Source organism: Methylovirgula ligni, assembly GCF_004135935.1.
GTDB lineage: Bacteria > Pseudomonadota > Alphaproteobacteria > Rhizobiales > Beijerinckiaceae > Methylovirgula > Methylovirgula ligni.
The window spans coordinates 2109199-2120350 of sequence record NZ_CP025086.1; the positions used below are offsets into that span (position 1 = coordinate 2109199).

General features: G+C 62.8%; 12 protein-coding genes and 1 pseudogene. 9 read left to right on the forward strand and 4 right to left on the reverse strand.

Annotation, left to right across the window (positions count from 1 at the left end):
* Positions 1-75 precede the first annotated feature (75 nt).
* The 6 genes from CWB41_RS10155 (at position 76) to era (ending at position 6005) form a co-directional block, all read left to right on the forward strand.
* A complete protein-coding gene (locus CWB41_RS10155; RefSeq protein WP_115836826.1) occupies positions 76-2289 on the forward strand; it encodes a RelA/SpoT family protein in 2214 nt (737 codons plus the stop codon).
* The gene (locus CWB41_RS10160) at positions 2286-3047 is read left to right on the forward strand and encodes a pyridoxine 5'-phosphate synthase (protein WP_115836825.1); all 762 of its coding nucleotides are present in this window, start codon (positions 2286-2288) and stop codon (positions 3045-3047) included. The genes CWB41_RS10155 and CWB41_RS10160 overlap by 4 nt, the downstream gene beginning before the upstream one ends.
* Positions 3044-3466, forward strand: a complete 423-nt coding sequence (acpS, locus tag CWB41_RS10165) for a holo-ACP synthase (RefSeq protein ID WP_115836824.1) — start codon at positions 3044-3046, stop codon at positions 3464-3466. The genes CWB41_RS10160 and acpS overlap by 4 nt, the downstream gene beginning before the upstream one ends.
* Positions 3467-3617: 151 nt before the next feature.
* Positions 3618-4406, forward strand: coding sequence for a signal peptidase I (lepB, locus tag CWB41_RS10170; RefSeq protein WP_181902968.1), 789 nt, complete (start codon positions 3618-3620; stop codon positions 4404-4406).
* A complete protein-coding gene (gene rnc, locus CWB41_RS10175; RefSeq protein ID WP_425373458.1) occupies positions 4403-5104 on the forward strand; it encodes a ribonuclease III in 702 nt (233 codons plus the stop codon). Before lepB ends, rnc begins: the two co-directional genes overlap by 4 nt.
* Positions 5091-6005: a GTPase Era gene (gene era, locus CWB41_RS10180; RefSeq protein WP_115836822.1), complete on the forward strand. Its 915-nt coding sequence runs from the start codon at positions 5091-5093 to the stop codon at positions 6003-6005. Before rnc ends, era begins: the two co-directional genes overlap by 14 nt.
* Before the next feature lie 89 nt (positions 6006-6094).
* Here the strand turns inward: era and pqqA are convergent, their stop codons facing one another.
* Positions 6095-6172: a pyrroloquinoline quinone precursor peptide PqqA gene (gene pqqA / locus CWB41_RS16565; RefSeq protein WP_115837109.1), complete on the reverse strand. Its 78-nt coding sequence runs from the start codon at positions 6170-6172 to the stop codon at positions 6095-6097.
* 210 nt (positions 6173-6382) lie between these two features.
* Here pqqA and CWB41_RS10190 point away from each other — a divergent pair, with 210 nt between their 5' ends.
* From CWB41_RS10190 to recO, 3 genes are read left to right on the forward strand one after another with little or no spacing between them, the layout of a single operon-like run.
* Complete coding sequence (locus CWB41_RS10190) at positions 6383-7951, forward strand: sensor histidine kinase (protein ID WP_115836821.1); 1569 nt, start codon at positions 6383-6385, stop codon at positions 7949-7951.
* Positions 7939-8637 carry a response regulator transcription factor gene (locus tag CWB41_RS10195; RefSeq protein ID WP_115836820.1) on the forward strand — a complete coding sequence of 233 codons (699 nt, stop codon included), beginning with the start codon at positions 7939-7941 and terminating at the stop codon, positions 8635-8637. Before CWB41_RS10190 ends, CWB41_RS10195 begins: the two co-directional genes overlap by 13 nt.
* Before the next feature lie 22 nt (positions 8638-8659).
* A complete protein-coding gene (gene recO / locus CWB41_RS10200) occupies positions 8660-9412 on the forward strand; it encodes a DNA repair protein RecO (RefSeq protein ID WP_115836819.1) in 753 nt (250 codons plus the stop codon).
* Here the strand turns inward: recO and CWB41_RS10205 are convergent.
* The 3 genes and pseudogenes from CWB41_RS10205 to CWB41_RS10210 form a co-directional block, all read right to left on the reverse strand.
* Entirely contained in the window at positions 9409-10239 is an 831-nt protein-coding gene (locus CWB41_RS10205; RefSeq protein WP_245441026.1) for a hypothetical protein, read from the reverse strand. The two genes, recO and CWB41_RS10205, sit on opposite strands and share 4 nt — an antisense overlap.
* 66 nt (positions 10240-10305) lie before the next feature.
* A pseudogene (locus CWB41_RS16570) lies at positions 10306-10599 on the reverse strand (glycosyltransferase family 2 protein); the annotation flags it as partial.
* 107 nt (positions 10600-10706) lie between these two features.
* Positions 10707-10907 carry a hypothetical protein gene (locus tag CWB41_RS10210; protein WP_129396461.1) on the reverse strand — a complete coding sequence of 67 codons (201 nt, stop codon included), beginning with the start codon at positions 10905-10907 and terminating at the stop codon, positions 10707-10709.
* Positions 10908-11152 lie beyond the last annotated feature (245 nt).

Here is an 11152-nt window from a genome sequence, read left to right on the forward strand (position 1 = left end):
AGCCGGCTTTTGCAAGGAGCGCGGCGCCGCGAATGACGTAGCCGCGCGCGTGACTTCATGGGATCGACCCGAACCATGATGCGGCAATATGAGCTCGTCGATCGCGTCCGGCGCTATAATCCGCACGCTGATGAGGAGCTGCTGGACCGCGCCTATGTCTACGCGATGAAGGCGCATGGGGTCCAGAAACGGGCCTCCGGCGATCCGTATTTTTCGCATCCGCTCGAAGTCGCGGCCATTCTCACCGAGCTTAAGCTTGATGATGCGACGATCGTCGCGGCGGTTCTGCACGACACGATAGAAGATACCGATTCCACCCAGGAAGAAATCGATAAACTGTTCGGGCCGGAGATCGGCCGGCTGGTCGAAGGCCTGACTAAGCTCAAGCGGCTGGATCTCGTTTCCAAGCGCGCCGTGCAGGCGGAGAATTTCCGCAAGCTGCTGCTCGCCATCGCCGACGATGTGCGCGTCCTGCTCGTCAAGCTCGCCGACAGGCTGCACAACATGCGCACCCTGCATTTCGTGCCGCCGGAAAAGCGCGAGCGGATCGCGCAGGAGACGCTCGATATCTACGCGCCGCTCGCCGGACGCATGGGCATGCAGAGCATGCGCAACGAGCTGGAGGACCTGGCGTTCCGCCATCTGATGCCGGACGCCAGCGCCTCGATTGGTAAGAGGCTCAACGATCTCAAGCGCAAGAACGGCAAGATCATCGCCAAGGTCGAGCAGGAACTCAGCGACCTCTTGTCCGCCCAGGGCATCGAGGCGAGCGTCGAAGGCCGTCAGAAGCAGCCCTATTCCGTATGGCGGAAGATGGAACGCAAATCCGTCGCCTTCGAACAATTGTCCGATATTTTCGGCTTCCGCGTTTATGTGAACACGGTCGAGGAATGCTATCGCGCTGTTGGCGTCATCCATACCAAGTGGCCGGCCGTTCCGGGCCGCTTCAAGGATTACATTTCGACGCCGAAGGAGAACGATTACCGTTCGATTCACACGACGGTCGTCGGGCCGGGACGCCAGCGCGTCGAACTGCAGGTGCGCACGCACGACATGCATGAGATCGCCCGCTACGGCATCGCCGCGCACGCGCTTTATAAAGACGGCGGCGTTGACGACCGCGAGGTGCTGGCGCACGAGAGCCGCGCCTATCAATGGCTGCAGCGCACGATCGACATGCTGGCCGAAGGCGATTCGCCGGAGGAATTTCTCGAGCATACCAAGCTCGAGCTGTTTCACGATCAGGTCTTCTGCTTCACGCCGAAAGGACAGATCATCGCGCTGCCGCGCGGGGCGACGCCGATCGATTTCGCTTACGCGGTTCACACGAAGATCGGCAATTCCTGTGTCGGCGCCAAGATCAACGGCCGCGCCGCGCCGCTCGCCGCGCCGCTGGTGAATGGCGACGAGGTCGAAATCATCCGCGCCGAAGGGCAGGTGCCGCCGCCGGTCTGGGAGAGTCTGGTGATGACCGGCAAGGCGCGCGCCGCCATCCGCCGCGCCACCCGCGATGCCGTGCGCGCCCAATATACGGGGCTCGGGCGGCAGATCGTGGTGCGGGCCTTCGAGCGCGCCGGCAAGCCCTTCGCCGAAGACAAGTTGAAAGCCGCTCTGCCGCGGCTGGCGCGCGCCAGCATTGATGATGTTCTTGCCGCCGTCGGGCGCGGCGAGATCTTTTCCGGCGATGTGGTCAAGGCGGTCTATCCGGATTTTTCGGAGGAGCGGAAACTCGGGCCGCAGCCGCCTCTCCCGCCGCCGAGCGAATCCGGCTGGTTCGGCTTGCCGAAGGGATCGAGCCTCGTCTTCAAGTTTCCCGAGAGCGGTGAAAACAAAACCGGGCCGATACCGATCTATGGCTTGCGCGGCGATTTGCCGGTTCGCTTCGCGCCGAACGGCGGCGCGGTGCCGGGCGACCGCATCGTCGCGATCCTCACGCCGGGCGAACACATTACCATCTATCCGATCCAGTCGCCGGATCTGACCGCCTTCGACGACCAGCCGGAGCGCTGGCTCGATGTGCGCTGGGACCTCGACGCCGGTAAGCGCAATCTGTTTCCGGCGCGCATCCTCGTCACCGCCATCAACGAGCCAGGGACCCTCGGCATTATCGCGACCGCGCTCGGTGACATGGGGGCCAATATCGACACGATTTCCTTCAACGCGATCTCGCCTGACTTTCGCGAAATCATCATCGACGTTGAAGTTCCCGACCTGAAACATTTGAATGGCCTCATCACGGAATTGCGTACCAAGCCGGTCGTGAGCAAGGTCGAACGGGTGAACGGATGAGTGCTTCGCATCTGCGGCTAGGCGTCAATATCGATCACGTGGCGACGTTGCGGAACGCGCGCGGCGGCGCGGTGCCGGATCCGTTGCACGCGGCCCTTGTCGCGATTGACGCGGGTGCCGACGGCATCACCGCGCATCTGCGCGAAGACCGGCGTCATATTCGCGATGACGACATTGAGCGGCTCAAGGCCAATATTTCGAAGCCGCTGAATTTCGAGATGGCTGCCACGGTCGAGATGCTCAATTTTGCCCTGGGGATCCAGCCGCACGCCGCGTGCCTGGTACCCGAGCGGCGCGAGGAGCGCACGACCGAAGGCGGGCTCGATGTTATCGGCGGCCACAATCATCTGCGTCCCTTCACCAGCGAATTGAGCCGTGCCGGGATCGTCGTCTCTCTGTTCGTCGAGCCTGAGGTGGAGGCGATCGAAGCGGCGCGCTCCATCGGCGCGCCGGTGGTCGAGCTCCATACCGGGGCCTGGTGCAATGCCGTGGCCGATGGCGCCAGCGAAAAGGCCGCGGCCGAATTTGCACGGCTGAAACGCGCCGCCGAAAAGGCCGCCGCGCTCGGCATCGAGTGCCACGCCGGGCATGGGCTTGACTATGATACGGCGCGGCAAATCTCGGCTTTGCCGCAGGTGGTCGAGCTGAATATCGGCCACTTCCTGATCGCCGAGGCGGTTTTCATCGGCCTCGCCGCGGCGATTGGCAAGATGCGCGCCGCCATGACGATCGGCCGCGCCGAGGCGCGTGCATTATGATTCTCGGTTTCGGCATTGACCTCTGCGACATCCGCCGCATCGAGGAGATTTTGACGAAACACGGCGAACGTTTCGTGCTGCGCTGCTTCACCGAGATCGAGCGCGACAAATCGGATGGGCGCGCAGCCAGGGCTGCCTCCTATGCGAAGCGGTTCGCCGCCAAGGAGGCTTGCGCCAAGGCGCTGGGGACGGGGCTCGCGCGGGGCGTCTTCTGGCGCGATATGGGCGTCGTTAACCTGCCCTCGGGCAAGCCCAGCCTGATGCTCTCGGGTGCCGCAGCGACACGGCTGGCGCTTCTGGTCCCGGCGGGTCACGAAGCTGTTATCCATTTGACTTTGACCGATGAATATCCCTTTGCCCAAGCCCAGGTAATCATCGAGGCGGTGAAAAACTCGGGTGCGAACACGGAACCGCCCTGATTGCCTGCCAGCCCTCGCGCGCAGGATGAGGCGTGCCCGCGCGTAATCATAACGAAACCGACACTTCACCCCCTTCCGGGCGCATGCTAAGGAGCCGAACCTTTCGCGGGTTCGGCATCGGCGAGCGCGCGTAGATGAGAGAAACCGCCCAATGACGACGACGGATCAAAAAGGCTACGGAGCGATGGAGCAAGGCAAGAAGGGCGGAACGTTCGGCGAGTTTTTCAAGGTCATCATCCAGGCCGGTTTGATCGCGCTGGTGGTGCGTACGCTGCTGTTTCAGCCTTTCAACATTCCATCGGGCTCGATGATCCCGACCTTGCTGATCGGTGATTTCCTCTTCGTCTCCAAATATGCCTATGGCTATTCAAACCATTCGCTGCCGTTCAGCCCGCCGCTGTTTCATGGCCGCGTCTTCTCCTCGCCGCCGAAGCGCGGCGATGTCGTCGTCTTCAAGCTGCCGCGCGACGGGCAGACCGACTACATCAAGCGCGTGATCGGTCTTCCGGGCGACACGATCCAGATGAAGGACGGCCGTCTTTACATCAATGACCAGGAAGTGCCGCGCGAGGCGATTGACAAGGTGCGGAGCGAGGATCTCTTCGGCCATCTGCGCGATGTCGCAACCTACAAGGAGACGTTGCCTGGCGGCGTCTCGCACACGATCATCGAGATCGAAGGCGACACCGGATTCTACGACAACACCGGCGTCTACAAGGTGCCGCCCGACAATTATTTCATGATGGGCGACAACCGCGATAATTCGACCGACAGCCGTGTCCCGCCGGATCAGGGCGGCGTCGGCTATGTCCCGTCCGAAGATCTTGTTGGCCGCGCCGAGATGATTTTCTTCTCCGTTCGGCCTGACGCGCCGGTCTGGGCGGTCTGGGAGTGGCCCTGGACAGTGCGTTGGGACCGGCTGTTCAAACCCGTAAGATGATGGCGCCGAAGCCGGGCGATCTCGGGGTGCTCGAAGCCAGCATCGGGCATACGTTCTCGAACCTCGATCTCGCTCAGGCGGCGCTCACACATATCAGCGCCGCGCCAGCGCGCAGCGAAACCTATCAGCGGCTCGAATTCCTCGGCGATCGCGTCCTCGGCCTCGTCGTCGCGGAAATGCTCTATGAGAATTTCGCCGCCGCGGAGGAGGGGGAATTGTCGCGCCGGCTGGCGGACCTCGTGCGGCGCGAGAGCTGTGCCGAAGTCGCCCGCGAATGGGGTGTCGAGGCGCATGTGCGGCTCGGCGAAGGCGAGCGACAGGCCGGCACGAGCGCCAAGGAGGCCATCCTCGCCGATGTGTGCGAATCTTTGATCGGCGCGGTGTTTCTCGACGCCGGCTATGCGGCGGCGAAGGCCGTCATTGTTCCGGTCTTCGAACCGCGGATGCGGGCGCCACGCCGGCCGCTGCGCGACCCGAAAACCGCATTGCAGGAATGGGCGCAAGCCCGTGGTCTCGAAACGCCGGCCTATCGCGAGACCGCCCGCACAGGGCCGCACCACGCGCCGGAATTCACCGTGGCGGTTGTGGTGACGGGTTTCGCGCCGGCGAACGCCAAGGGCAGTTCCAAGCGTACCGCCGAACAGGCGGCAGCGCAGGCTTTTCTCGCGCGTGAAGGGATCGACAATGAGCGAGGCTGAAGGCGCGCAACACCGCTGTGGCTTTGTCGCACTGATCGGCGCGCCGAATGCCGGCAAATCGACACTGCTCAACGCACTCGTCGGCGCCAAGATCTCGATCGTCTCGCGCAAGGTGCAGACGACGCGCACGCTCGTGCGCGGGATCGCGCTGCAAGGCGAGGCGCAGATCATTTTCGTCGATACGCCGGGTATTTTTGCGCCGCGCCGGCGGCTCGACCGCGCCATGGTCGCTTCGGCCTGGGGCGGGGCTGCCGATGCAGACGTCGTGGCTCTGCTCGTCGACGCGCGCAAGGGCCTCGATGACGAGGTCGCGGAAATTCTGCGTGCGCTCGAAAACGTCAAGGCGAAGCGGGTTCTGATCCTGAACAAGATCGATCTCGTCGCGCGGCCGCACCTTCTGGAACTGACCGCGTCAGCGAACGCGCGGCTCGCTTTTGCCGAGACCTTTATGGTTTCGGCCACGACGGGCGATGGCTTGGCGCTGCTGAAGGAGCATCTTGGGGCGCTGATGCCGCCGGGCCCCTGGCTCTACCCCGAGGATCAGATTTCCGAGGCACCGGTCCGCGCGCTCGCTGCCGAGATCACCCGCGAGAAAATCTTCGAGCGTCTGCACGATGAATTGCCCTATCAATCGACGGTCGAGACGCAGTCGTGGGAGGAGCGGCCGGATGGTTCGGCGCGGGTCGAGCAGACGATCTATGTCACGCGCGAGGCGCACCGGAAAATCGTGCTCGGCGAAGGCGGCCGGACGATCAAGGCGATCGGGACGGCGGCGCGCAAGGATATTGCCGAGGCGGCCGAGCAGCCGATCCACCTCTTTCTCTTCGTCAAGGTCCGCGAGCACTGGATCGACGACCCGGAGCGCTACCGCGCGATGGGGCTGGAATTTCCGAAGGGATAAAAAAAGCCGGCCTACTGGGCCGGCTTTTTACATGCGCCGCAGGGCGAGGGAGGGTCGCCGCGGCTGGTCCGCCTGAGCGGTAAACCGAATTAGAACTCGCTCGACTCGTAAGCAGTGACTTCCATGCCGACGCAGACTTCGCAAATCGTGGGGGTTGTCCAAGCCATGGTTCTCTCCTGTTACTTCTCAAGCCGCCGAAGGCAGCTTCGAAACTACCACCGTCGAAAATAGTCTTCTGCCTTCGGATTTGGTCAGACATTGGCAAGATCGATGTAAGAATTTTGTAAGGCATCCGGTTTCGCCTTTTGCAGCGCAGCATAAAATGGTCGATCGCGAAGCTTCCCGCCGCCACCACAGAAAATGCTAGAGATTCGGGCATGAGCCTCGATATTTCCCGCCGGCGCGCCTTCAGTCAGGGGCGGCTGCAGCGGCCCGACATCTGGCGCACGGTCGCATGGTTTGCGCTTTTGCTGGCGCTGCCGCTCGTCATTTTCGGCATTTTCGCCTTCTATCTCTTCAATGCCGATTATGCCGTGACGCGGACGCGCGAGGCGGCCCAGGCGGCGCGGCAGGCGGCCGAGCTTGGCGATGTTGCCGGCACGGCGCTCGACGACAAAGCCGGCCGGGCCATCAATCAAATCACTGCCGCGCTGGATGCCGGCGGCCCCCAAATGCTGCGCAACATGCGCGTCGCGAGCTTCGTCAACGAGGTGCGCTTCCTGCTCGTGCACGATAGCGACGGCCACGTGATTCCGGTCGCGACTGGCACGGTCGAATCCGAGAGCGAGCTTTTGCAACGGTTCGGCGGTCTCTTCGCCAACCTGCGCGATCAGATGGTAGGTGAAGGCGGCGCCGCCGCGAAAGCCGGCATCTGGACGGTCGGCGAGACCCTGGTGTCCTTCGTGCAATGCCAGCGCGTGACCGAGAGCCGCGACATCTGCGTGATGTTCGATGAGATCACTCTGGATCCGGTGCTGGAGGAAGCGCTCGACAAGGCGAGCGCCAAGCTCAATGACCGGCTCCTCATATTGCGCGATCCTCTCGGCCGCGCACTATGGAGCCACGGGCCGCCCAACCTCAGCACGTCGACGATCTCCGACCTCTCCGGATCGATGCGCGGCTGGCGCATGGAAACCTCGACGCCGCCAGTGGCGCATCATAGCCTCTTGCCGCTGATCGCCATCACCGTGCCCTTGATCGGCAGCTGGCTGCTGCTCATCTGGTACATGTATCGCAACCAGCAGGTGCGGCTTCAGGAAAGCACTTTCCGCAGCGAAATGACGGCAAAGCTTTCGCACGATCTGCGCACGCCCATTGCCAATCTGCGGCTTTATACCGATCTGCTCCTGCGCCGCAGCGGCGACGAGGCTGCCGTCAATCGCTATGGCGCGGTGATGCGCGCCGAGGTCGAGCGCCTCGCTCTGCTCGCCGACAACACCATCGTCTACGGGCGTACCGCCGCGCCGGCGCCGGTGCGGCTCGAAGAGGCAGTGCCCGATGCGGTGGTCGATGCGACGATCGCGCGCTACGAGAACCTGATCGCTGCGCGCGGCTCTACGGTGGAGGTTGTGCATGATGCGCCGCGCCCCGGCCTCTTCGATCGTGTGAGCTTCGAGCGCATTCTCATCAACCTCATCGACAATGCCAACAAATATGCGCCGGGCCGCATCATCGTCGCCACCGGCGAAGCGGAGGGTACGCTCACCCTGAGCGTGCGCGATTTCGGCCGTGGTCTCGATCCGTCGTCACAAGCCAAGCTGCTGGCTCTGGTCCAGCCGGGCGGCAGCGCCAAGGACGGTTTCGGTCTCGGTCTCGTCGTCGTCCGCGAGCTTGCCGAAGCCAATGGCGGGAGGGTAACAATTGAAAATGCCGATCCTGGCCTGCGCGTGACGGCCGCGATGAAAATCAAAGGTGCGGCGAAAGAGGAGGCCAAATGTCCATCTTGATCGCCGAGGACGATCAGCATCTGCGGGACGGCATTGTCGATCTTCTTTCGCTTGAAGGGTTCACCTGCCGCGTCGCCGATGACGGCGCCAAGGCCCTGGCGCTGTTCCGCCAGGAGAAGCCGGAGATCTGCGTCTTCGATGTCATGATGCCGGTGATGGATGGGCTCAGCCTTCTGGCCGAGGTGCGCAAGCTCGATCCCGCGGTGCCGATCCTCCTGCTGTCGGCGCGCGGCGAGGAGGGCGATCGCGTCAAGGGGCTTGAGATCGGTGCCGACGACTATATCGCCAAGCCGTTCAGCGCGCGCGAGCTGGTCGCGCGCATCAAGGCCGCGCTGCGGCGGGTCAAGGCGCAAGGGCCGGCTCAGCCCGATGCCGAGAGCCGCATCCATATGGGCGACATCGTCGTAGATCAAAAGGCGATGCGGGCCTTTCGCGGCGACCAGAAGATTGACCTCACCAATCGCGAAGTTGCGATTCTCGCCACGCTCTACGCGCGGCGCGGCCAGGCGGTTTCGCGCGATGAACTCTTCGATCTCGCCTGGGGGCGCGACTACATGCCGAACAGCCGCGCGCTCGATCAATATGTCTCGGCGCTGCGCAAGAAGATCGAGATTGATCCGGCGGCGCCGCGCATCATCCGCACGGTGCATGGTGTCGGCTATCGCCACGACGTGGACGCGGGCTGAGCCGCAGAGTCGAAGTAGCTTCATGGAATGGCACGACGACGGCCTTATTATCGGCCTTAAAAAGCACGGCGAGACGAGCCTCATTCTCGAAGCGATGACGCGCGCGCACGGGCGTCATCTCGGCCTCGTGCGCGGCGGCAGATCCAAGCGCTGGCAGCCGCTCTTGCAGCCTGGCAATAGCGTCGAACTCGTCTGGCGCGCGCGGCTCGACGAGCATCTGGGCCTCTATGCCGTCGAGGTGACGCGCCCGCGCGCCGCCAATCTGATGGCCAGTGCGCTCGCGCTGCACGGCTTCAGTCACCTCGGCGCGCTGCTGCGGCTCCTTGCCGAGCGTGAGTCGCACCCGGCGCTCTACGAAACGGCGTTGCGCATTGCCGAATATCTCGGCGATGCGCGCGCAGCGCCTGCCGCGCTGGTGCGCTTCGAACTTGCCATCCTCACGGAACTCGGTTTCGGCCTCGACCTTAGCCGTTGCGCGGCGAGCGGCGTGATTGAAGATTTGATCTACGTGTCGCCGAAAAGCGGCCGCGCGGTTTCGCGGCAGTCCGGCGCGCCCTATCATGAGCGGCTTTTGCAATTGCCGGCGTTCTTGCGCGAGGACGGCGCGGCTCAGGCCAATGACATTGTGGAAGGCTTCCGGCTCACCGGCTATTTTCTGGAGCGCGACGTCTTTGCGCCGCGCGGGCTTAAAATGCCGGACGCGCGGAGCGCCTTTCTGGCGGAATACCGCCGGCGGGCGGCTGCGCACGAGGGCGATCTCGCGCGGGAGATTTAATTTCCGTCTCTGCGCGTGTATCGCCACGCACGGGCCAAGGTTCCCTTTATCCTGTCGGCGAACGCATAACGAATTCCCGCCTCTTTCATAACCCGGGCGGGAACGCCTTTTTCAAACATCCAACATGCGATCTTGCTCTCGCCGACAACGCTCGCCAGCGACGCATATCGTGTGACAAAGAGATGCGACAGGCGCGACTTTCGCGCCCAAGCGGGCGCGGTATCGCTCGTCTCCCGCGTGTCAGCGGCGAAGAGCGATCTTTTCAGCAGGCCCGTGTGATGGAATCGAAACCTGCCGGGGTCGCGCGTTATTTCTTCAAGAATTATGTGCCGATATCGCACCTCCCGTTCTGACGTCGCTATGTCGTAGTTGCGTATGTTGTTCAGTTGCGGGTGTCGGGTAAAATTGTTGGTCGCGTGAATGCGCAATCCGGCAAGCGATTCGTCGATCAGAACGCTCCCGGTGATCGCGTTAATGGCAAGGCCAAAGAAGCCGTCAGTCGAGCGGCGCAGCTCCGCCAGCCCCGGCGCGTTCGCCCACAGATTCAAAGCGTCGCGTCGAAAGAAAAAGCCGGACGTGGCCGTCCACGGCCACGCGCGGCATTTCATGTCCACCTTATAGATGCGGTCAAGTACGGACGGATCTACGTATTGCATCAAGCCATCGGTCGCGGAATTGGCGGCGGTCCGCGCCGGCGCTTTCGGCGGCTTGGCGCCGAGGATATAGCGCGACATCACGCTGTTGCCGCCGAGGACGATATTGCCGCTGACAATTTGCAGCATGTCGCTACAGGTAAATCCTACGGGTATACGTAGCGAGAGATGCACGAAGACATGCGTCGCGATGCAATGTTTCAGCAGCACGTCGTCGGCATCGAGGAAGACGATATAGTCGCCCCTGCTCGCAGCAAGGCCATCAAGACAGGCCGCGATTTGGTCGCCGTTGATCTGCCGCCGAATGACCTTCACGGACGAGCGCGCGGCAGCGATCTCGTCCAGCACACGAGTGCTGTCATCCGTCGAGGCATCATCGACAATGATGCATTCGATATTGGGATAGGTTTGCGCAAAAACGGAATCAGCCGCGTCTTTCAAGTAGCGGCCTAGATTATAATTATCGATAACGACGCTTACCAAGGGCAGCGAAAGTAACTCGCGGGCCTCGGCCATAATTCCTCCGTTCTCCATAGCCGTTTTGCGGACGCATATTTGTACACCAGGCCAAATGCGCGCAAAACTAGGCGTGGAAAGGAGTTCAAAAGCTTATTAGCGAACCGAAGCTCGCAGATGCTCTATTACGTGCCGGGGCAGACGTGGCGCGCGATCTGGCGGCTGACGCCATAGCCTTCATCGAGCGCGAATTGCTCGACATGGCAGCCCGTCGCTGGCTGGGCTTCATGTGCCGCGACTTCGCTGCCGGCCGGAGCGCCGATCAGGGCAACCATGAAAATTGCCGCGCCGGTAACCAATCCAAAGAACAGAACGATCTTGCCCATGATGCTCTTGCCGCTTGTACTGGCGAATGTCCCGACTATGCCGAGCCTGGCAAAGGAATCGGTGCGTTGCCGCACCTTGCGCCGCAAAGCGCGGCGTCTTTTACGGCTGCGGACGCCTGTGCGACTAGTGCAGCGGGGCAACAGCGTGCCGCCTTTGTGCACCGCGTGAAGCGCCTTTCGCAGCCAAATCAATTTGCCGCGACTCACGCGATCCTCTAAACATTCGCTGCCCGCCTCGTAGCGGC

Coding starts and splice junctions, on each gene's coding strand:
- CWB41_RS10190 (WP_115836821.1), top strand. CDS start 6,383: ATGAGCCTCGATATTTCCCGCCGGCGCGCCTTCAGTCAGGGGCGGCTG.
- lepB (WP_181902968.1), top strand. CDS start 3,618: ATGACGACGACGGATCAAAAAGGCTACGGAGCGATGGAGCAAGGCAAG.
- era (WP_115836822.1), top strand. CDS start 5,091: ATGAGCGAGGCTGAAGGCGCGCAACACCGCTGTGGCTTTGTCGCACTG.
- CWB41_RS10195 (WP_115836820.1), top strand. CDS start 7,939: ATGTCCATCTTGATCGCCGAGGACGATCAGCATCTGCGGGACGGCATT.
- acpS (WP_115836824.1), top strand. CDS start 3,044: ATGATTCTCGGTTTCGGCATTGACCTCTGCGACATCCGCCGCATCGAG.
- pqqA (WP_115837109.1), bottom strand. CDS start 6,172: ATGGCTTGGACAACCCCCACGATTTGCGAAGTCTGCGTCGGCATGGAA.
- CWB41_RS10155 (WP_115836826.1), top strand. CDS start 76: ATGATGCGGCAATATGAGCTCGTCGATCGCGTCCGGCGCTATAATCCG.
- recO (WP_115836819.1), top strand. CDS start 8,660: ATGGAATGGCACGACGACGGCCTTATTATCGGCCTTAAAAAGCACGGC.
- rnc (WP_425373458.1), top strand. CDS start 4,403: ATGATGGCGCCGAAGCCGGGCGATCTCGGGGTGCTCGAAGCCAGCATC.
- CWB41_RS10210 (WP_129396461.1), bottom strand. CDS start 10,907: ATGGGCAAGATCGTTCTGTTCTTTGGATTGGTTACCGGCGCGGCAATT.
- CWB41_RS10160 (WP_115836825.1), top strand. CDS start 2,286: ATGAGTGCTTCGCATCTGCGGCTAGGCGTCAATATCGATCACGTGGCG.